This is a genomic window from Corynebacterium lemuris (assembly GCF_024919295.1).
Lineage (GTDB): Bacteria > Actinomycetota > Actinomycetes > Mycobacteriales > Mycobacteriaceae > Corynebacterium > Corynebacterium lemuris.
Genome location: NZ_JANWTC010000006.1, coordinates 156,641 through 177,659, shown reverse-complemented (window position 1 = coordinate 177,659; position 21,019 = coordinate 156,641). Strand labels below are relative to the sequence as shown.

The window sequence follows — 21,019 nt, the reverse complement described above, 5'->3', positions numbered from 1 at the left end:
CTGACCGGGTTCCGTAGTCTCACCCCCGGCCGGGACGAACGAAAGGAGCGCCATGAGCACCCCCGCCCATCACGATGGCCACCACCCCAACGCCGACACCCACGGCCAGGCGATGCCGGATCCTCATCCCCACTCCGCGCTGGATGAGACAGGTCACCACGATGACCACCACGTTCACGGCCACGGCGAGCACGCGGGCCATAGCGTGGCGATGTTCCGCAGTCGATTCTGGTGGTCGCTGCTGCTGTCAGTGCCCGTCGTCATCTTCAGCCCCATGGTCGCTGACCTGCTCGGCTACCAGCTTCCGGCGTTCCCCGGCTCCACCTGGATCGCCCCGGTGCTGGGCACCGTCATCTACTTCTACGGTGGCGTCCCCTTCCTCAAGGGTGGATGGACGGAACTGAAATCGCGCCAACCGGGGATGATGCTGCTGATCGCCATGGCCATCACCGTGGCGTTCATCGCCTCCTGGATCACCACCCTGGGAATCGGGGGGTTCCACCTGGACTTCTGGTGGGAGCTGGCGCTGCTGGTGACCATCATGCTGCTGGGCCACTGGCTGGAGATGCGTGCCCTCGGCTCCGCCTCCTCTGCTCTGGACGCACTGGCTGCCCTCCTCCCGGATGAGGCAGAGAAGATGGAGGGCGACACCACCCGTACCGTGCCCGTCGCCGAGTTGGTGGTCGGGGATGTTGCACTGGTGCGGGCCGGGGCCCGGGTGCCGGCCGACGGGACCATCGTCGACGGCGCGGCCGAATTCGATGAGGCGATGATCACCGGGGAATCCCGACCCGTCCTGCGTCAGTCCGGGGACAAGGTGGTGGCCGGAACGGTGGCCACCGACAACACCGTCCGGGTGCGCGTCGAGGCCACCGGCGGGGACACCGCCCTGGCCGGGATCCAGCGCATGGTCGCCGACGCCCAGGAGTCCTCCTCCCGGGCCCAGGCCCTGGCAGACCGGGCCGCAGCGTGGCTGTTCTGGTTCGCGCTGGGCGCCGGCATCCTCACCGCCATCGTCTGGTCCGTGATCGGCAGCCCCGGTGACGCAGTGGTGCGTACCGTCACCGTGCTGGTCATCGCCTGCCCGCACGCCCTGGGACTGGCAATCCCCCTGGTCATCGCCATCTCCACCGAGCGGGCCGCGAAATCCGGGGTGCTGATCAAGGACCGGATGGCGCTTGAGCGGATGCGCACCATCGATGTGGTTCTCTTCGACAAGACCGGCACCTTGACCGAGGGCGCGCATGCCGTCACCGACATCGCCCCGGTGCCCGGGGTGTCGGCCGGGGAACTGCTGTCGCTGGCGGCCGCCGCGGAGGCCGACAGCGAACATCCCGTGGCCCGGGCGATTGTGGCCGCCGCTGCCGCCCATCCGGAGGCCGCCGGCCAACAGGTGCGCGGCACCGACTTCCGCGCCGCCTCCGGCCGGGGTGTGCGCGCCCGGGTGGAAGGTTCCGACATCATCGTCGGCGGACCGAACATGCTCCGCGAATTCGACCTGACCAACCCCGGGGTGATCGAGGAGCAGACCGATTCCTGGGCGCGCAGGGGAGCCGGTGTCCTCCACGTGGTGCGCGACGGCCAGATCATCGGTGCCGTGGCTGTCGAGGACAAGATCCGTCCCGAATCCCGCGCTGCTGTTCGCGCCCTGCAGGACCGCGGCATCAAGGTCGCGATGATCACCGGTGACGCGAGCCAGGTCGCCCAGGCGGTCGGTGAGGATCTGGGCATCGACGAGGTCTTCGCCGAGGTCCTGCCGCAGGACAAGGACACCCAGGTTACGGACCTGCAGTCTCGCGGACTGACGGTGGCCATGGTCGGCGACGGTGTCAACGATGCCCCGGCCCTGGCCCGGGCCGAGGTCGGCATCGCCATCGGAGCGGGCACTGATGTCGCCATGGAATCGGCCGGGGTGGTGCTGGCCGGTGATGACCCCAGGGCGGTGCTGTCGATGATCACCCTGTCCCGGGCCAGCTACCGCAAGATGGTCCAGAACCTGATCTGGGCCTCCGGCTACAACATCCTCGCCGTGCCGCTGGCCGCCGGTGTCCTCGCCCCCATCGGGTTCGTCCTCCCTCCCGCCGCGGCCGCGGTACTGATGTCCCTGTCGACGATCGTGGTCGCCCTCAACGCCCAGCTGCTGCGCCGGATCGACCTGGACCCGTCCCACCTGACCTAGCATCGGGGGCATGTCCACCAACCCTGTCCGTCCCAGCTGCGCCCGTCCCCACTCCTGCTCGCTGGATGTGCGCCTGACCGCCATGTCCCGCTCCCCGCTCACCCGGGACCTGGGTCCCGAGGAGCACCTGGACCTGGATGGACACCTCACCGCGTGGTCGTGGGCGGAGGGGGATCCGGTATTCCTCGCCGGCGAGGAGGTGGCGGGCAGTTATCTCGTGGTCTCCGGCCGGGTCCGCGTCACCCGGGACACCATCGACGGCAAGGAGATCACCGTGGACATTGCCGCCCCGGGTGATGTCATCGGCCCCCTGGACATTCGCGCCTCCGAGGCCGTCGACTCCGCCTGGGCGATGGAGACGACCTGCGCGCTGCACCTGCCCGCCGAGGCCCTGGCGGAGGTCGTCGAGAAGCACCCGAAGCTCGCCCTGGCGATCATCCGGATGCAGCAGGACCGGCTCTCCCAGTCCCGGGAACGCGATATCGCGCAGGCGACCAAAACCGTCGAGCAGCGGGTGGCCAAGGTGCTGCGCCGGCTCAACGGCAAACTCGGGCAGCTGCAGGCGGACGGTTCCAGCCTGCTGCAGGTCCGGCTGCGCCGCGATGACATCGCGGGCATGGCCGGCACGACGCTGGAGTCCGCATCCCGGGCCATGTCGAAGATGAAGAAGTCCGGGATCATCGACTCCGGCCGGGAATGGGTCGCCATCGCGGACCCAGACGCCCTCGACACGCTGATCGGGGAAGAATAACACCTGGTGAAGGCAGTTTTTCCGTTCTTTGATCCACGTCAAGGAACTCGGTGCGCGCTGACCTTAAAGTCAAAGGTGCAAGCAAGGAACACCGAGAAGATAAGGAATGATTGAGATGACCACCCCCACCCAGCTGAAGAACACCACCCTGCGCTCCGACGAGTTCAGCTGCCCGTCGTGTGTAGCCAAGATCGAGAACAAACTCGGTGGTCTGGACGGCGTGGAGTCCGCAGAGGTGAAGTTCTCCTCCGGCCGCATCCTGGTCGCCCACGATCCGCAGAAGGTCAGCGTGCGCGATCTTGTCGCCGCAGTCGCTGATGTCGGCTACACCGCCAAGCCCTCGGCGATCTGATCCTGACCGCACTCCCCGCCCGCCTCGTGCTGGCGGGGTTTCTGCACTTCAGGGCAGGTTTCGGCTATTTGATGCGCGTCAAGGAAGTTTCTCCCGAACAGCCATAACTTAAAAGATGACACCAGAATAAAACCACCGGAGAAAAGGAAACCACCATGAAGAACTGGAGAACCTGGGGCGTCGTCGCCGTCTCAGGCCTGCTGATAGTCCTGTCCTGGATCACCGGCTCAGACCTGCTGATGATCGCGGCCGCCGTGGTCGCGGGCTGGCAGATCGCCGTCTCCGCCGTCCAGGCACTACGCATCAAGATGATCTCGATTGACCTGCTGGTCATCGTCGCCGCCGTCGGCGCGCTGTTCATCAACAACTACTGGGAATCAGCCGCCGTGACCTTCCTCTTCGCCCTGGGTAAGGCCCTGGAGCGGGCGACGATGAACCGCACCCGCAAGGCACTGTCCGATCTTGTTGACTCCGCCCCGGAGACCGCCACCGTCCTACGCGACGGCCAGCCGGAGACCGTCGAGATCTGGGAACTGGTCCCGGGTGACACCGTCCTGGTCCGCAACGGCGAACAGGTGCCTGTTGACGGCCGCGTCATCACCGGCCGCGGCGGAGTCGACGAGGCCACCATCACCGGCGAATCCGTGCCCGCGGAGAAGGCCGAGGGCTCCGAGGTCTTCGCCGGCACCTGGCTGCGCAGCGGCGTGCTGCAGGTCGAGGCCGTGGGCATCGGTTCCGATTCCACCCTGGCCAAGATCATCCACCGCGTGGAGGACGCCCAGGACGACAAGGCCCGGACCCAGACCTTCCTGGAGAAGTTCTCCCGCTGGTACACCCCCGGCGTCATGGTCGCCGCCCTCGCGATCGGCCTGATCACCTGGAATGTGGAGCTCGCCCTGACCCTGCTGGTCATCGCCTGCCCCGGCGCCCTGGTGATCTCCATCCCGGTCTCCATCGTCGCCGGCATCGGCCGCGCCGCGAAGGATGGCGTCCTGATCAAGGGCGGTGAGTACCTGGAGACCTCCGCGAAGGTGGATACGGTGGTCGTCGATAAGACCGGCACCCTGACCCTGGGGCGCCCCGAGCTCACCGACGTCGAGGTCCTCGACCCCGCCTACACCCGCGCTGATGTACTGACCCTGGCGGCGCGTGCCGAGACCGCCTCCGAACACCCCCTGGCCGAGGCCATCATCCGCGGCGCCACCGACGAGGGCCTGGCCGTGGAGATGATCGACCACGCCGAACCCGTCACCGGCAAGGGCATCATCGCCACCGTCGACGGACACACCGTCGCCGTCGGCTCCGCCGACCTCCTCGACCACACCCCCGACAACACCCGTCTGCTCCAGCTCAACGAGCAGGGCCGGACCGCCATGTACGTCGGCATCGACGGCCGCGCCATCGGACTGGTCGCCGTCGCCGACACCATCCGTGACGACGCCCCCGCCGCCATCGCCGCGCTACATGCTCAAGGTGTGGAGGTTGTCATGGCCACCGGTGACGCCGAACGCGTCGCCCGCAATGTCGCCGCCGAACTTGGTCTGGATGAGGTGCACGCAGAGATGCTTCCCGAGGACAAGCTCACCCTGGTCAAGGAACTGCAGGCTAAGGGCCGCACCGTGGCCATGATCGGCGACGGCGTCAACGACACCCCCGCCCTGGCAACAGCCGACATCGGGGTGGCCATGGGTGCCGCCGGTTCCCCCGCTGCCATCGAGACCGCCGACATTGCGCTCATGGCTGACCGACTCCCCCGCCTGCCCTATGCGCTGGGTCTGGCCCAGCGCACGGTACGCACCATGCGGCTGAACATCATCATCGCCCTGGCCACCGTCGCCATCCTGTTCGCCGGTGTGCTGCTGGGCGGGGTGACCATGTCGATCGGCATGCTCGTCCACGAGGCCTCGGTACTGCTGGTCATCGCCATCGCCATGCTCCTGCTGCGCCCCACACTCCGGGAAGACCGGACTGCTGCAGTTGCCACGGAACCTGTGGAGGAAGCACTGACCCGATAAAAGAGGGCCTAGAAAGCCTGCCTCGCCGGTGGTCTGAGACCACCCCGGCGGGGTTTTTCCTCTGTTTAGTCTGCGCGCGGTACCCGGATCAGATCACCGGGGTGGATCAGGTTGGGGTTGGTGATCGAGGGATTCGCCGCTATCAGCCGGTGGTAGAGATTGCCGTTGCCGTAGTGCTGCTGCGCGATCCGCCACAAGGTCTCCCCGCTCTTCACCACGTGTTCGAGGTAGGTGGTGTAGCCGGGCACGATCCGCGCCCCCAGGATGACCGGGACCACGACGCGATCGCGGGGTTCGCCGTCCTTGGGCGAGGTGTGGAAGACCTCCACATAAGCCACGACATGGGTGAACGCGGCGCCGGAGACATCCACCGAGATCTGGAACTGGCCGTGGCCTCCAACACCGTCACCGGCCATGAAATGCCCGGTGACCTCGTCGTGTCCCTCAGTGATGACGTAGTTGTAGGTGGCTTCAAATGCGCCGCCGGCAACCCCTGCGATCTGGATGGTATTGCCGACGATGTCATAGGGCTGCGGCTGCTGGACATGAATGCTCATGGTTATTCCTCTCAGGACACTGCGTGGTCGAGGAAGGACCCGGTGCTGTGCTGAGGCACGGTGTCGCTCCCACCTCTCCCACAGCAACGGTGGGGACTATCAGTGGAGAAGCATCTGAGACCACCATCACACAGCACCGGATGCTGGTCAATACCTTTGAGGCTGCTCCCCTATTCCTCCCAGGGCGCGAGATCCCTGGGGTGGCGTGAGGTGTCGAGCTGGAAGCTGGGGACCTCGACGGGCTCGGCGACGCCGGTGCCGAGGAGGTAGGCGAGGTTGACGTCGTGGATCTTGAGCACGTCGCTGCGGGTGTCAATGAAGATGTCCGCGATGCGGGTGACGGAGTTATCCGGCAACATCTCGAATCTCGCACCCGGCTTGGAGAAAGCCCCGGCCTCGGTGGTCAGGTTGCCGTCAGCCTGGAAATTCATGAAGGCGATGTTGGCCATATCCTGCTTCCTGGCCTGTGGGTCGCGGGGCATCAGGGGCCAGGGCAGAGCCTTCTCGGAGTAGCAGACCAGTTGCACCCCGTTGAAGTTGGCGAAGTCGCAGGTGACCAGATCCTCCCCCATCATGAGGGAGTACTGTCGGCCCACTGACTTCTCGTGGTCCCAGGGCCTGTAGTTGGCGTTGCCGAAAGGCCGCGGTGCTCCGGCAGCCGGTGGCCCGGCGCGGTGGAGGTCCAGGCGGTGATTGTCGCTCACCTGGGGTGGAAGCTGTTCCTCGCCGTGGAGCTGGCCGTCCGCAAAGCTGTAGGTGACGGAGTGTTCCCGGTCGTTGCGGTAGGTGAGGGCGAGCTGGTGGGCGTCGACACGCTCCACGGAGGTGATGTCCTCGAACTGGAGGGGTGCGGGGTCGCGGATCAGGTTCTCGCCGTTGAAGAAGACGACGGTGTCGACGAAGTTGTTGCCGTTGCCGGGGTCGTGCGCGAGGTTGCCGTTGGGGCCTTCGAGGGTCACCCAGCTCAGTTCCGCGCAGGGGTTGAACTGGTTGTCTTTGACTGTGAAGTAGTAGGAGGTGTCGGGCTGGTCGGTGGGGACGATCTGGGAGCCGAGCCAGGCGCCGAGGGCGGTGGACATCAGATCCATGGTCTGGTTTTCACAGGTGACCGGTGGTTCGCTGATCTCGAAGGTGGTGGCGGGACCGGGATGCGGATCGGGCGTGCCGGTCTCGGTCTCCCCTGCTGCGCTGCTCGTGAGGGAGAGGATGGTCCCTCCGGAGCCGTTGGAGGAGCAGGAGGCCAGGCCCAGTGTGAGGACCGCAGCGAAGCCCACCGGCAACAGTCTGCGCAGTCTCATCGGGGGCTCCTTCAGCAGGTAGATGGCAATGCAACTTACTTCACACATCGTGCCCGGAGCTAAGTTTGTGAACACCTCAAAGCGTCCGATATTCAGATGTGACCGGATGGTAACTGAACCGTGATGTTGCGGGTACCAGATTGGCATCGGTGGCAGAAAAATGTGAGGCCGGACACCGGCGGGCGGATACGCTGCGACTTATGAAGCACTGGATCCGCATCCTCCCCGTTGCTGTCGCTGGTCTGGTGGCCCTGAGCGGCTGCACCTCCGACGAGCCTGTAGAGGAAACCCCCACCACCGTCACCACTGCCACAACGGCCACAACCACTGATACAGAGACCACGACCACGATCAGGGAGACACCCACCGGTGAGCCCTCCTATATCGGCATCCCCGGCAGCCGGTTCGTCGAGCTGATCGCGGATGTCCCCGAGACCGACCCGACCCCCTACGCTTCGGCGCTGATCTTCCCCGAGCAGCCCGGTCTGCAGTTCCAGGGGCCGGACGGCACCTACTGCGAGATGTATTCGGACGGCGAACCGGTGGCCATGTGCACCCACGACGGGGAGGGAGACATCAACGCGGTCTCCGTGCGCGAGGGCGAGCCGGCCACGACCCACCACGTCAACCGGATATTCGTCCCCGGTGAGCAGACCGTGGTGCTCGAGCCCGGTAACCGTCTCGTGGAGGGTCCGGTCAGCTGTGCTGTCGCGGAGGGTGAGGTGAAGGTGATGTGTGCCATCGACTTCTACAGCTTCGCCGTCAGCCGCGACGGGGTGGAGCTGAGCTGATCCGGCTCATTCCACCTTGGTCAGTTCGCTGACCAGGTGCTCCTGCAGGGGCTGGCGCACAGCCCCCATGTAGAAGCGTGCGATCAGGGAGGTGCGGTCACCGTTGAAGGTGTAACTGCGCATCGTCGTGTCCACCTTCTTCGCGCTGCCGGAGTTCACGATCGTGGACTCGGCGAAGTCCAGGACGAGGAAGTATTCCTCCTCGCGTGCATGTCCGGTCAGCAGTTCCGTCTGCCCCATCGGCTGAGCGAGGATGAACTCCAGTCGCCCCTCCCCCGTCGGGCGCAGAAAACCCAGCTCCGTGTGCATCGGACCGTCCGGTCCCATTGTCTTCTGCTCGTAGCGGAAGAAGGGCTTGCCGGGGATCGTCGAGAAGCTCAGGGTCTCCGTGAAGTGGAAGTCATCGATCGTGGGATAGAAGCCCCGGCCCTCACCTTTCCAGGTGCCGAGGAGAAATGCATAAGGCTGCAGATTCGGGTGGAGGTCCATGACCTCGATCGTAGGTGAGAAAAGTAACGAGGACCCGGCAAACGTTGGCCCTCGTGGCACCGGAGACGGTGCACAAATTCAGCGGCAACGGCCTTTGCTGGGACACCACGGCCCTGTGTCAGGAGGAGAGGTCCCGGGTGAGAGGGTATCCCGACCGGTCTGCCGCGGTGATGATCCGGTGAACTGCAGCCGGCACACCGAACGCCAGGCTGTCGGCGGGGATGTCCCGGGTGACGACACTTCCGGAACCGATCACGGCGTTGTCGCCGATGGTGACACCCGGGTTGATGGTCACGCCACCGCCGATCCACACATTGTCACCGATCACCACTTCTCGGGCGTAGCAGGCACCGGCGGCCCGCTCCGCCGGATCCAGCGCGTGATTAGAGGTGTAGATCGATACCCGCGGGCCGAGCAGGACGTTGTCCCCGATGGTTATACCGCCACCGTCGAGCATGATGCAGTCGAAGTTGGCGTAGAAATTATCGCCGATGATGATGTTGCAGCCGAACTCACAGCGAAATGTGGGCTCGAAGTGGACGTTGTCCCCGATCGATCCCAGGACTTTCGTCAGGAGGGCTTCCCGCTCGGCGGCGGAAACCCCGAAGCTGGCGTTGTAGGCGTCGGTCGCCCGTACCGCCTGCTCGCGGGCTGCCACCAGCTCAGCGGTGAGGTCGTTGTACATGGCGCCGGTGAGCATGTGGCTGCGCTGGTCCTCGAAGGTCATCGAGATCCTCCCCAGCGTCCTCAACCCAGGCTGATGAAGGCCTTCGCCTTCCACTCGTAGAGCTGTTCGGTGCCTTCCTCGGCCCACTGGGCGGCGAGCTCGGAGACGGTTCCGTCGGAGAGCACCGCGCCCAGGCACTCGCGGAGGCGTTCCTTGACCTCCGGGGTCTGCAGCTCGGTGACCTGCTCGGGGGTGATGCCCTCGGGCAGGTCCCCGCCGGCGAGGTGGGCGAGGGCGACGATGATCGCGCCCTGGTCCGCCTCGATATAACGGTTTCCCACCCCGGGCAGCAGTTCCTCCAGGTAGAGTTCACCGCTGCGGACGTCCTCGAGCACCTCGGCGGCGTCCTCATTATCGAATGGTCCGGTGTTCCAGTTCTGCATGGGGGACACCTTACCGTCGGCCGGAAGTCTGATGCTGAGAACGGGTTAATTTTCCCGCCCATAAGGAGATGTCATGCGTTTTCGTGCCACCCGCCCGCTGCTGGCCGCCACCGCCCTCATTCTGCTGCCTGGTCTGGTGGCGCCGGCACATGCGCTGACCTCATCGTTGTCCTCCGTGCCGCTCACCGTCCCGCTGCCCGGCCTGGAGAAGATCGTCCTGGTGGACATTCCCGGCCACGGGCCCTACCTGATCTCCCAGGAGGTCCAGGGCGGCGGGCTTGATCTGGCGGCCGCCAGCCAGGAGGACCTGCTCACCGCGGCGGTCTTCTCCGCCGACTACGAATCCAATACCGCGGCCCGGGAGGCAGCCATGCAGGCACTGGGCCCCGAGCGCCGCACACTGGTCACCGCCGCGCTCCAGGCGCTGCACTCAGACATCACGCCCGCATCCGCGGCCCCAGCTGACGCCCCGATCATTGTGCTGGGCAACGGGCTGAACACCGACGGCTCGGTACACCCCAACCTGGCCCACCGGCTCGAAGCCGCCCACGCGCTGGCCATCACCCGCCCCACCACGCCGATCGTTGTCTCTGGCGGGCTGACGCCGGACGGCCACATCGAGGCCCATGCCATGCGCGAGTGGCTGATCGCCAACGGAGTACCTGCCAGCCGAATCATCGTCGAGGACCGCGCGAACTCCACGGTCACCAACGCCCGCTATGCCCGCCAGCTGCTTCCCGGCGCGACATCCGTCATCGTCGTGACCTCCGAGAACCACCTGCGCCGTGCGGTGGTCGACTTCACGCTGGCCTTTGGTGCGGACGCGACGGTCGCGGGGGTGGGCACACCGACTGATCCGCCGGAGGGCATGCCCAGCAACATCTGGACCTACCGCGACGCGGTCAACTGGTTCCTGGGCTAGTGTTGCGCCGTTAATTCGTTCGTAGCTTTTTATGGGATGAATATGTGGCGCAACGAGAACCCCAGACCGGTTAGCTGGACCAACTAAGACAGCCGAGGAGATTCTCGAATCCATCGTCAGATATCTGAAACGAATTAGCGGCGCAGGACACCGGCAGCCATTAAATATCTCCCTGGTCTGCTGCGAATCCACCCAGGTCAATCTCTCCGCTGAGACGTACCTCGGGAGATATTGCGCTGGCCCGCCAGCTCCTTGTCGACACCAACGTCGTGTCCACCGAACAGAGTTCAGGTCCACAGTGGGATGGGGCCGGATTTTCCTTATGACCGCTTAACAGCACATGTACTGTTGTCGCCATGAATAACATCAGCTTCGGCATTGACATCGGCGGCTCAGGCATCAAGGGCGCACGCGTCAATCTCGACGACGGCGAGTTCGTCGGAGAGCAGGTCAAGATCGCGACGCCGAAACCGGCCACCCCGGACGCGGTGGCAGAGACCGTGGCCGAAATTCTCCGGCAGGAGAAGTGGGACGGGCCTGTGGGGATCACCCTGCCCTCGGTGGTCAAGGACCAGGTCGCACGGTCCGCAGCGAATATCGATCCCTCGTGGATCGGCACGAACGTCAACGAGCTGTTCCGCCGCCACCTCGGGGACCGGGAAATCAGCGTGCTCAATGACGCCGACGCCGCAGGCCTGGCGGAGGTCTCCTTCGGTGACCCGGCAGCCGCCACCGGTGCGGTCATCTTCCTCACTTTCGGCACCGGCATCGGTTCCGCCTTCCTCATCGATGCCCACCTGTTTCCCAACACGGAGATCGGCCACCTGCTCGTCGGTCGGAAGAAGGCCGAGCACCAGGCGTCCTCCGCGGTCAAGGATCGTGAGGAACTCAGCTTCAAGAAATGGTCGAAGCGGGTCTCGAAGGTCCTCGCCGAGTATGAGCGGTTATTCTCTCCGAGGCTGTTCATTGTCGGTGGCGGCATCTCCGGCGACCACGAGCGTTGGATTCCTCTTCTGACCGTCGAGACTCCGGTGATTCCGGCCAAGCTGCTCAACCGTGCGGGCATCGTGGGGGCCGCCATGGCCGTGACGACGCATCTGGCACCGTAGCCCCTCCCGGACACCCCTCAGATGGAGACCCACTCTCTGCTCCCGGCGGAGGAAAGGACGGCGTCGATAAGCCGGATTGAACGCAGGCCATCCTCGATGGTGGGCAGGCCGTCCGGCACGTCACCACTGACGGCGCGATAAGTGTCGTGGATGAAGGCGGTGAAGGCGTCGGTCCACCCCTGCGGATGCCCGGCGGGGACCTGGTTGAACCTGGCCTGCTCGGGTTGGGCGCCGGCCTCGCCGCGGTGGAGCAGGACGGATTCATTTTCCCGGCCCAGCCAGATGGTCTCCGGGTTCTCCTGGTCGAATACCGCGGAACCGGCGGTACCGTCAATCTCAAGCCAGAGCCGGTTCTTACGGCCCGCGGAGACCTGTGAGATCACGGTAGTGGCGGGGATATTCCTGGCGGTCTCAAAAGTGACCACCGCGATGTCCTCCGTGTGGACAGGTACATACTCTGCCTGCTGATTACCGGAGGAGACAGCGCCGCCAAACGATGCGGTGGAGTGTCGGGGGCGGGTGGGGTGAGTGATCGAGGTGATGGCAGACAACCGTAGAAACTTCTCCCCGGAGACAAATTCGGCCATGTCACACCAGTGGGTGCCGATATCGGCGAAGGCCCGCGAGGGACCGCCTTCCACCGGGTTGACCCGCCACGTAGCGGCGTCGGGAGAAAGCAGCCAGTCCTGCAGATATGAGCCATGGACCAGGGCGATATCGCCGAATTCACCGGCGATCCGACGGGCCCGGATCTCCCGGACCAGCGGGTGGTAACGGTAGACGTAAGGGACAGTGACCACCACGTCGTTTTTCGCGGCCAGATCAGCCAGCAGTTCGGCGTCCGCCAGGGTCGTGGCCACCGGTTTTTCCACCACAGTGTGAATGCCTGCCCGGATCAGGGCTTCAGTATAAAAGGCATGTGACTTATTCGGGGTGCACACATGCACCACATCCGGCCGCTCAGCGATCAGGGCCGCCAGATCCGCATACCCGGTGGGGATACGCCATTCCCGGGCGACCTGAGCGGAACGCTCGGGCCGGGAGCCCAATATTCCTGTGATCTCCGCGCCCAGACTGCGGGCAGCGCGAAGATGGGCTCCGGCGATCATTCCGGTGCCGATGAGAGCAATTCTGGGTTGAGCCGCCATGTGTTTCCCCTAAAATTTTCTGTCCGGTCTGTGGTCTACCGCATCAGGTGCCTGCAGGGAGTTAATCCTGGGCGATGGTCAGAGCCGACGTCATAGCTGCGTCCCAGGCGTCGTGCACGGCATGCCGCGATACGCCCGCGACGAGAAGCTCATCATCAGCCCGGCCCCGGATGAGGGCAACCGGTGCGATGCGACCCGCCTCTACCCTGGTACGGAGGCGTTCGATAAGCAGGTCGGCGGCACTCAAGGGGCCACTGAGCACGACTGTGCCCGGGTCAAAAACTGTCGCAGCATCCAGGACCGCCTGAGCCAGCAGATCCGTAGCGTAACGGGCCTCTCCATTGTCCGGGTCCTGGAGCGCGGCAAGTGCCAGATCAATGTCGATGGAGGAATGATCTGGGCTGCCGAAGCTCAAGGAAGAGAGCTCGGCGTGCAGGGTGGTGCCCTTCGGGGTGCGCAGAAAACTGATCTCACCGGCGGCACCATTGGCTCCCCGGATGACGCTGCCCTCGGCGACGAGGGCGCCGCCGACGCCGGCACCCAGGTAGACGTAGAGAAATGACCGTTCCGGTTCCTTGGCTGGATCGGTTGCCTCAGCCCGTGCCGCCCAGTTCACGTCATTGTCCACCCGGACCCTGGGGACATCCGCCAGCCCCAGGGCGGCTGTGATGTCGGGGACGACGCCGCCGAGGGGAGCTCCGGCCATGGGTTGAACCGCTCCGGTCCCGGGATTGACCGGGGCAGCAACAGAAATGGTGGCCGCCCGACAGGGGGTCGCCATGTGGGCTGCGGCCGCCGCCAGGTGTTCCCTCGCCCACGCGATCCCCTCCGAGAACGTCATATCCGTTTCGGAGCGTTCTTCCCAACGCAGGTCACCGCAGAAATCCAGGGCCCGAACCACGTTATGGCGCCGCTCCAGCACCACCGCGCTGACATGTCCGTGGTCAGGATTGGGCTGGTAGGTCATGGCGCGTCGACCCCGACCGCGGGGCGGGGTTTCACCTGCTTCAACAATGAGCCCAGCGGACTGCAGGCGGTTCGCGGAGTCCGAAATGGTGGGCTTGGAGATCCCGGTGATCCTGGCAATCTCTGCCCGGGTCCCGGTGCCATGGGAGAACAGGTACCCCAAAAATGTCTGGTCCGTCATCCCCATCAGGCTGCTGGGGACCGGTTGCGGGGAAAACAGGGGTGGCATTGCAGCAAGTGTAGTCATAAATGTCCTCCTATCAGCGACTTTAGAAAAAAGGGAGCACCCCCGGTCGGATGGCGCGGGCTTGTCTTTTGTGCCCTGCCCAAGCGAAGCCCTTTACATGTGATGGCACTCACGCTATCTTCTAGTAAATCAATTTAACCAAATGATTTGAGGAGCGAGGAGAAACCTCATGACCATCGCCAGCCCCCAGCACACCGCAACCCCCCTGCCCGACGATCTGCCCGCCGCCATCCGCGAGACCAAGGCGAAACTGCGCGCCCAGATCGGGGACGTGGACGCCGCCTTCCGCGAGGTGGAGGCCTTCATCGAAGAACGCGTGATCGAGATCGAGGAGCATAATGCCCGCGGCGAGTCGATCTGGCCCGAAATCAACTACGCGGACATCGAAGCCGGCAACATCTCCGAGGAGTTCAAGGAGAAGGTCCGCCGCTACGGTGTTCTCGTCGTGCGGGAGCACTTCCCGCGCGAGCAGGCCCTGGAATTCGACCGTGAGCTGGTCGACTACCTCGATGTCAATGACTTTGACTCCCAGTACCGTGGCCCCGGCGATGACTTCTTCGGTACCCTGGCCGCCTCCCGCCCGGAGATCTTCCCCATCTACTGGTCCAGGCCGCAGATGCAGGCGCGACAGTCCGAGCGCACCGCCAATGTCCAGGCCTTCCTCAACCACCGGTGGAAGTTCGAGTCCGAAGGCGTGCAGTGGTTCGACCCGGATCAGGACAGCATGTACCCGGACCGCATCCGCCGCCGCCCGCCGGGCACCAACTCCTCCGGACTGGGTGCCCACACCGACTCAGGCGCGGTGGAGCGCTGGCTGCTGCCCGCCTACCAGAAGGTCTTCCACAACATCTTCACCGGCAACTTCGCCGACTACGACCCCTGGGACGCGGCACACCGCACCGAGGTCAACGAGTATGAGGGTGGGTCCACCATGTGCTCGGCCTTCCGCACCTTCCAGGGCTGGACCGCCCTGTCCGATCAGCAGCGTGACCAGGGAGTGCTGGCCACCGTGCCGATCCCGGAGGCGATGGCCTACATCCTGCTGCGCGCCCTGCTCGACGATGTCGCCGACGATGACCTCTGTGGCGCTGCTCCCAGCCGGGTGCTCGCCGTCAACGAGAAGTGGCATCCGCTGCTCATGCGCGGACTGACCAATATCCCGGACCTGCAGGCCGGGGACAGCGTGTGGTGGCACGCCGACGTCGTCCACGCCGTCGATCCCGTCGAAGACCAGCAGGGCTGGGGCAACGTCATGTACATCCCGGCCGCCCCCATGTGTGACAAGAACCAGGCCTACTCCCGTGCGGTGGGCCAGCACTTCCTCCGGGGCACCTCCCCGGATGATTTTCCGGCCGAGGATTACGAGGTCGGGTGGAAAGACCGTTTCACCGCCGACGACCTCAATGACATCGGCCGACGCGGTCTAGGCCTGTAGTCCCCCAGATCGCGGAGATGGTCGCGGCCCGTCAGGCAATGGACGGGCCTGCCCATTTCATGTCCATAGGTAACTGAAAACCACCCCGTGCACGCCCTGCGGGGACGAGAAGAATTGATGCCCGTCATGACAGACACAACATATACCGCCGACGAGCGGGTGAACTCCCGGCTCATCGGCGTCGTGGCCACCGCAGCCCTCGGTGGCTTCCTGTTCGGCTTCGACAGCTCCATCATCAACGGCACGGTGGAAGCCATTCGCGAGCAGTTCTCCCTGAACACGGCGGTCCTGGGCTTCGTGGTCTCCGTTGCGCTGCTGGGTGCCGGCGTCGGCGCCTGGACCGCCGGAATCTGCGCCGACCGTATCGGCCGGGTGAAAACCATGGTCATCGCGGCAACCATTTTGTTCGTCTCCTCCGTCGGTGCGGGACTGGCCTTCGGTGTCATCGACCTGATCATCTGGCGCTTCCTCGGTGGTGTCGGAATTGGCTTCGCCTCGGTGATCGCCCCGGGATACATCGCGGAGGTCAGTCCGGCCAAGCACCGTGGCACCCTGGCCACCATGCAACAGCTGGCCCTGGTGACCGGTATCTTCATGGCACTGCTCACCAGCGCCGTGTTGGCCTGGGTGGCCGGCAGCGCCTCCTCAGAATTGTGGCTCGGGTTGCCCGCCTGGCGCTGGATGCTCATCTCCGCTGCCCTCCCCTCCCTGGTCTACGGCGTGTTGGCCGTCCGGTTGCCGGAATCGCCCAGGTTCCTGACTTCTCGAGGCCGGACAGCTGAGGCCCGTCAGGTGCTGCGTGAGGTGGTTGGCATGCGCACAGAGGCCAGCATCGACCGCGCAATTGACTCGATGCTCAGCACGGTCAAGCTGGAGAGCCGACAGAAGTTCAGTGACCTGCTCGGCGGCCGTTTCGGCCTGCTGCCACTGGTCTGGATCGGCATTCTTCTCTCTGTCTTCCAGCAGTTCGTGGGTATCAACGTCATCTTCTACTACTCCACCACGCTCTGGCAGGCCGTGGGTTTCCAGGAATCCGACTCCTTCATCATCTCGGTGATCACCGCGGTGACCAACATTGTCGCCACCATCATCGCGATCCTGTTGATCGACCGTGTCGGCCGACGACGACTTCTGCTGATCGGTTCCGCGATCATGACCGTCTCGCTGGGAACGATGGCCCTGGCCTTCGCCCAGGCAAACGTCATTGACGGTGCCCCGGTGCTACCGGGTTCCTGGGGTCCGATCGCCCTGGTGGCTGCCAACCTGTTCGTCATCGGCTTCGGAATGAGCTGGGGTCCGACGGTCTGGGTGCTGCTGGGGGAGATGTTCCCCAACCACATCCGCGCCTACGCCCTCGGCGTGGGAGGAGCAGCGCAGTGGCTGGCGAACTTCGTGGTCAGCGCAACCTTCCCCTCCTTGGCGGATGCCGGACTACAGCTGGCCTACGGCCTCTACGGCTTCTTCGCCCTGGCGTCCTTCGTCTTCGTGTTCTTCCTGGTCCCGGAGACCAACGGCAAACAGCTGGAGGCAATGGGTGAGGACTCCCCGGAGGAACCTGCCCCGCAGATCAAGAAACCGGTCATTCCCAGTGAGGTCAGCTCCCCCCAGACCTCGGTGCCTGACCCCGTATAACAGCCCTCCGCCCCATGCCTCAATGTCGGAAACCCTGCCAGGGTTTCCGACATTCGGGCTTTTGCACCATATTTAACTCGGCTCCGACCTCGACAAGCTACTCGACCAACACCGACCCGGCGACACCTCGCGGTGCGGGGACCCCGAACCCCGCCCTGTGGTCAGCTCCGCACTCCGAAACGTGAAGCGCCCCTAAACTGGCCATCATGACGACGCCCACCGACCACGACGCCTACATCGCCGCAGCCCCAGCCCGCACCCTCCCGGAGGCAGACAAGGTCATCGCCAGCTACGCCGCCTTCAGCAGGCAGTGCGGGCTGTACCTGCTCCCCGGCGCGACCGTGGACCACTCCGAGGAGATCGCGGCTGCCGACCTGAAGGCGACCAAGACGGGCATCACCTTCACGCCGCGCAAGCCGCTGCCCGATGAGCTGGTGGAGCGGTTGGTGCGGGCGTCGAGAAGCGAAGCCGGTGTCTGAGCAGTGCCCTGAGGGGGCGTATGACGGTAGTCACCAGGCTGCGGAAAACTGGGCTGGCCAACAGGGCCTCTTCCGGCTTAGAATGTAAACGTTTACAGTAAACGTTTACATTCCGTCGACGCCGACCGAGGTGAGCACATGGTCCCGGAGAAACCCCGGCCCACCCTGAAGGACATCGCCCTGCAGGCCGGAGTCTCCATCGCCACCGTCTCCCGGGCGCTCGCGGACAACCCGGCGGTGACGCAGCAGACCCGCGAGCGGATCCAGGCACTGGCCGCTGAGCTGGGTTATCTGCCCAATGCCCAGGCACGTGCCCTGCAGAGTTCCCGGACCAACACCATCGGCGTGGTCGTGCCCAGCCTGATCAACCACTACTTCGCCGCCATGGTCACCGCACTGCAGGACGCCGCCGAGGCCGTAGACATGGCGGTGATCATCACCAACAGCAACGAAAATCCCACGGTGCTGGCCTCCTCACTGGATTTCCTGGCCAGCCACGGGGTGGACGGCATCATCTGCGTCCCGGATGAAGGGTGCGCGGATCAACTCGAGGAACTGCACCGCCGGTCCCTGCCCCTGGTGCTGGTGGACCGCGAACTCCCCGCCAGCACCATCCCCACCGTCGTCTCCGACCCGGAACCCGGCATCAGGGAGGCCGTTGCCCTGCTGGCACGGCACAACGCACTGCCGGTCGGTTACCTCTCCGGGCCGACGGGCACCTCCACGGGACGCCACCGCCTGGACACCTTCCGGCAGGCCTGCGCCGAGGCCGGACTCCCCGAGCAACCTGTCTTTCTCGGCGGTTATGAACAACACCAGGGTTTCGAGGGCGCGAACCACCTCATCGGCCAGGGTGTGAAAACACTGTTCGCCGGGGATTCCATGATGACCATCGGTGTCCTCGAGGCCTGCCACCGGGCGGGCCTGCGCATCGGCGAGGACATCAGTGTGATCGGCTTCGACAGCCAACCACTGTTCGACCTGCAGCCCCGCCCACTGACCCTGATCGACCAGCAGGTGGAGATCATGGCCCACCGGGCCTTCGACGTACTCCACGAACTCATTGAGGGGAAGCAACCGCAGGACCGGTACCTGCGTATCCCCACCACCCTCATCGAACGCGAATCCATAAGGACCACATCATGACAGCCATCGCCGTGGTCGGTTCCATCAACGCCGACCTGACCACCCACGTCCACCGCCACCCCAGCCCCGGGGAAACCCTGTTGGGCAGCGGTGGTGACATCAGCGCCGGCGGCAAGGGAGCCAACCAGGCTGTGGCCGCGGCGCAGCTGGGCGCGGACGTGACCATGATCGGTGCCGTCGGCTCCGATTCCATGGCCGCGGCCGCCCTGGAACACCTGCGCACCTCCGGCGCGGACACCTCCGCCATCACCACCGTGGCCGGCCCCACCGGACTGGCGGTGATCACGGTCGCCGAGGACGGCGAGAACACCATCATCGTCGTCCCCGGCGCCAACGCCAACGTGGACGGGACTTACGTGGACACCCACGCGCAGACCGTGGCCGAGGCCGGGATCCTGCTGCTCCAGGGCGAGATTCCGGCTGACGGTTTCGACCGCGCGGTGGACCTCGCGAAAGGGCGGGTGGTGGTCAACCTCGCCCCGGTCGTCCCGGTCGGAATCAAGCAGCTGCTGCGCTCCGATCCCCTGCTGGTCAACGAGCACGAGGGCGCCCTCGTGCTGGACCTGCTCGGCGTGCCCTTCGCGGAGAGCGACCCCGCCACCCTGGTCAGCGCCCTGCTGGCCCAGGGTTTTGTCTCCGTGGTGATGACACTCGGTGCCGCCGGCGCCATCGTCGGCGATACGGAAGGCCTCACCGACATCCCCACCCCGCAGATCACGGCCGTGGACACGACGGGCAGTGGTGACGCCTTCGCGGGCGCGCTCGTCGCAAAGCTCGCTGCGGGCGCGACTCTGATTGAAGCGGCAGAATTCGCCGCCCGCGTCGGCGCTTTCGCCGCCACCCGGCCCGGCGCGCAGGCCTCCTACCCCACGCTCGCTGACACCCTCCCCGCCGTCCACAACTGAATCACACCCACCGAATCGAGAGGGACCATGTCCATAACCGTCGAGCCGAGAAGAGCCTCGGCTGCCACGATCGTCCCGTTGATGATCGCCCTGCTGGTCGCGGTGTTCGCCTTCCAGCTCAATGCCTCCATGCTCGCCCCCGCCCTGGCCACGATGGAGGTCGAGCTCAGCGCGACCCCGGCCCAGATCGGCATGACCCAGACCGCGTTCTTCACCGCGGCCGCCCTGTTCTCCCTGTTCCTGCCCCGCTGGGGTGACCTGATCGGTCGCCGCAAAGTGCTGATCGGCATGATGATCGTCACCGGCATCGGCTGTGTCGTCGCTGCGCTGGCCCCGAATGTTGCCGTCCTGTTCCTCGGCCGTCTGATCCAGGGTGCCGCCGGCCCGACGGTGCCCCTATGCCTGATCATCCTGCGCCAGCAGGTGCCCAATGAGAAGCAGTATGCCCTGCTGCTGGGTATCGTGACCTCCGTCAACGGTGGCATCGGCGGTGTGGATGCGATCGCCGGTGGTTGGCTGGCCGAGCACCTCGGTTTCCGCTCCATCTTCTGGGTCATGGCCGTGTTCTGTGCGGTCGCCATCGTCGCGCTGCCCCTCGGGGTGAGGGAATCCACCGCCGAGCAGACCCCGAAGATGGACTGGCTCGGTGTGCTGCCGCTGGCGGTGTCCATCGGCTCTCTGCTCATGGCCTTCAACGAGGCCGGGAAGCTTGTCGACGCCAACTGGATCCTCGTCGCCGTGCTGTTCGTGGTCGGCATCGCCGGCATCGTCGTCTTCTACAACATTGAGAAGCGCGTGAAACACCCGTTGGTCAGCGTGGAATACCTCGGCCAGCGCCGCACCTGGGCGCTGCTGCTGACCACCCTGCTGACCATGACGGGCGTGTTCGCCGTGATGAACGGTCTGCTGCCGAACCTGGCGCAGGACGACATCCACGGCGCGGGCATGTCCGCCGGTGTGGTGTCCTGGTGGACCCTGACCCCCTATGCCCTGGCCGGTCTGGTCTTCGGCCCGATCGCCGGTCTGCTGGCCGGAAAATTCGGCTACAAGATCGTCCTGCAGGTCGGCATCGCACTGACCATCGCCGGTGTCGCCGGAGCCACCCTCCTGGTGGGCAGCACCTCATCGCTGGCCTACCTGGGTATCTCCATCTTCGTCGGCATCACCTACGCCGGTATCGCCAACATCATGCTCAACGGCCTCGGCGTGGTGCTCTCCCCCGCCGACAACCAGGGCTACCTGCCGGGCATGAACGCCGGCGCCTTCAACCTCGGTGCCGGTATCTCGTTCGCCATCCTCTTCGCCGTGGCCACCAGCTTCGGCGACACCGGCGGCGGTTATGCCGCAGGCATGTGGGCGGGCGTGATCATCCTGGCCCTGGCCTTCCTGTGCTCCCTGCTCATCCCCCGTCCGGAATCCATCACGGATACGGTGGCGGCCAGGAACCTGGCGGACACCTCCACCCCCGTGACCAACTGACACCTCTGA

Annotated in this window: 20 protein-coding genes; 13 read left to right on the top strand and 7 right to left on the bottom strand. The window is 65.3% G+C overall.

Going from position 1 to position 21,019, the window contains the following annotated elements; all coding sequences use genetic code 11:
* Nucleotides 1-52: 52 nt before the first annotated feature.
* The 4 genes from NYP18_RS09860 to NYP18_RS09845 all read left to right on the top strand — a co-directional run bounded on the left by NYP18_RS09860 (nt 53) and on the right by NYP18_RS09845 (nt 5,297).
* A complete protein-coding gene (locus tag NYP18_RS09860) occupies nt 53-2,179 on the top strand; it encodes a copper-translocating P-type ATPase (protein WP_259428021.1) in 2,127 nt (708 codons plus the stop codon).
* Nucleotides 2,180-2,189: 10 nt separating this feature from the next.
* Nucleotides 2,190-2,930 carry a Crp/Fnr family transcriptional regulator gene (locus NYP18_RS09855; protein WP_259428020.1) on the top strand — a complete coding sequence of 247 codons (741 nt, stop codon included), beginning with the start codon at nt 2,190-2,192 and terminating at the stop codon, nt 2,928-2,930.
* Nucleotides 2,931-3,045: 115 nt separating this feature from the next.
* Nucleotides 3,046-3,282, top strand: coding sequence for a heavy-metal-associated domain-containing protein (locus tag NYP18_RS09850; RefSeq protein WP_259428019.1), 237 nt, complete (start codon nt 3,046-3,048; stop codon nt 3,280-3,282).
* Nucleotides 3,283-3,437: 155 nt separating this feature from the next.
* Nucleotides 3,438-5,297 (top strand): heavy metal translocating P-type ATPase, encoded by a 1,860-nt coding sequence (locus tag NYP18_RS09845; protein WP_259428018.1) that lies wholly within the window; start codon nt 3,438-3,440, stop codon nt 5,295-5,297.
* Nucleotides 5,298-5,362: 65 nt separating this feature from the next.
* On the opposite strand, the gene NYP18_RS09840 is transcribed toward NYP18_RS09845, so the two are convergent.
* Both NYP18_RS09840 and NYP18_RS09835 read right to left on the bottom strand, forming a co-directional pair.
* A complete protein-coding gene (locus NYP18_RS09840; protein WP_259428017.1) occupies nt 5,363-5,854 on the bottom strand; it encodes a Gmad2 immunoglobulin-like domain-containing protein in 492 nt (163 codons plus the stop codon).
* Nucleotides 5,855-6,024: 170 nt separating this feature from the next.
* On the bottom strand, nt 6,025-7,152 hold the full coding sequence (locus NYP18_RS09835) for an LppP/LprE family lipoprotein (protein ID WP_259428016.1): 1,128 nt from the start codon (nt 7,150-7,152) through the stop codon (nt 6,025-6,027).
* A 200-nt stretch (nt 7,153-7,352) separates the two neighbouring features.
* On the opposite strand from NYP18_RS09835, the gene NYP18_RS09830 reads away from it, so the two are divergent.
* Nucleotides 7,353-7,943, top strand: coding sequence for a hypothetical protein (locus NYP18_RS09830; RefSeq protein WP_259428015.1), 591 nt, complete (start codon nt 7,353-7,355; stop codon nt 7,941-7,943).
* Nucleotides 7,944-7,949: 6 nt separating this feature from the next.
* On the opposite strand, the gene NYP18_RS09825 is transcribed toward NYP18_RS09830, so the two are convergent.
* The 3 genes from NYP18_RS09825 to NYP18_RS09815 form a co-directional block, all read right to left on the bottom strand.
* Complete coding sequence (locus NYP18_RS09825; RefSeq protein WP_126119323.1) at nt 7,950-8,432, bottom strand: heme-binding beta-barrel domain-containing protein; 483 nt, start codon at nt 8,430-8,432, stop codon at nt 7,950-7,952.
* A 118-nt stretch (nt 8,433-8,550) separates the two neighbouring features.
* Nucleotides 8,551-9,159, bottom strand: coding sequence for a sugar O-acetyltransferase (locus NYP18_RS09820; RefSeq protein WP_304503757.1), 609 nt, complete (start codon nt 9,157-9,159; stop codon nt 8,551-8,553).
* 20 nt (nt 9,160-9,179) lie between these two features.
* Nucleotides 9,180-9,542: a DUF4259 domain-containing protein gene (locus NYP18_RS09815; protein ID WP_259428014.1), complete on the bottom strand. Its 363-nt coding sequence runs from the start codon at nt 9,540-9,542 to the stop codon at nt 9,180-9,182.
* 73 nt (nt 9,543-9,615) lie between these two features.
* Between NYP18_RS09815 and NYP18_RS09810 the strand changes: the two genes are divergently transcribed.
* Both NYP18_RS09810 and ppgK read left to right on the top strand, forming a co-directional pair.
* Nucleotides 9,616-10,464 carry a YdcF family protein gene (locus NYP18_RS09810; RefSeq protein WP_259428013.1) on the top strand — a complete coding sequence of 283 codons (849 nt, stop codon included), beginning with the start codon at nt 9,616-9,618 and terminating at the stop codon, nt 10,462-10,464.
* Between the two features lie 356 nt (nt 10,465-10,820).
* Entirely contained in the window at nt 10,821-11,573 is a 753-nt protein-coding gene (ppgK, locus tag NYP18_RS09805; RefSeq protein ID WP_126119327.1) for a polyphosphate--glucose phosphotransferase, read from the top strand.
* A 17-nt stretch (nt 11,574-11,590) separates the two neighbouring features.
* Here ppgK and NYP18_RS09800 read toward each other — a convergent pair whose 3' ends face one another.
* Together NYP18_RS09800 and NYP18_RS09795 are read right to left on the bottom strand one after the other, a co-directional pair.
* Nucleotides 11,591-12,721: a Gfo/Idh/MocA family protein gene (locus tag NYP18_RS09800; RefSeq protein WP_259428012.1), complete on the bottom strand. Its 1,131-nt coding sequence runs from the start codon at nt 12,719-12,721 to the stop codon at nt 11,591-11,593.
* A 61-nt stretch (nt 12,722-12,782) separates the two neighbouring features.
* Nucleotides 12,783-13,688, bottom strand: a complete 906-nt coding sequence (locus tag NYP18_RS09795; protein WP_259428011.1) for an ROK family protein — start codon at nt 13,686-13,688, stop codon at nt 12,783-12,785.
* 415 nt (nt 13,689-14,103) lie between these two features.
* Here NYP18_RS09795 and NYP18_RS09790 point away from each other — a divergent pair, with 415 nt between their 5' ends.
* From NYP18_RS09790 to uriT, 6 genes are all read left to right on the top strand, one after another.
* Complete coding sequence (locus tag NYP18_RS09790; protein WP_259428010.1) at nt 14,104-15,369, top strand: YbiU family protein; 1,266 nt, start codon at nt 14,104-14,106, stop codon at nt 15,367-15,369.
* A gap of 126 nt (nt 15,370-15,495) precedes the next feature.
* The gene (locus NYP18_RS09785) at nt 15,496-17,001 is read left to right on the top strand and encodes a sugar porter family MFS transporter (RefSeq protein ID WP_126119331.1); all 1,506 of its coding nucleotides are present in this window, start codon (nt 15,496-15,498) and stop codon (nt 16,999-17,001) included.
* Between the two features lie 206 nt (nt 17,002-17,207).
* A complete protein-coding gene (locus NYP18_RS09780; RefSeq protein ID WP_126119332.1) occupies nt 17,208-17,480 on the top strand; it encodes a DUF1801 domain-containing protein in 273 nt (90 codons plus the stop codon).
* A 138-nt stretch (nt 17,481-17,618) separates the two neighbouring features.
* Nucleotides 17,619-18,626, top strand: coding sequence for a transcriptional regulator UriR (uriR, locus tag NYP18_RS09775; protein WP_259428009.1), 1,008 nt, complete (start codon nt 17,619-17,621; stop codon nt 18,624-18,626).
* Nucleotides 18,623-19,531, top strand: coding sequence for a ribokinase RbsK1 (gene rbsK1 / locus NYP18_RS09770; RefSeq protein WP_259428008.1), 909 nt, complete (start codon nt 18,623-18,625; stop codon nt 19,529-19,531). The genes uriR and rbsK1 overlap by 4 nt, the downstream gene beginning before the upstream one ends.
* Before the next feature lie 27 nt (nt 19,532-19,558).
* Nucleotides 19,559-21,010, top strand: a complete 1,452-nt coding sequence (uriT, locus tag NYP18_RS09765) for a uridine transporter UriT (protein WP_259428007.1) — start codon at nt 19,559-19,561, stop codon at nt 21,008-21,010.
* Nucleotides 21,011-21,019: the final 9 nt, after the last annotated feature.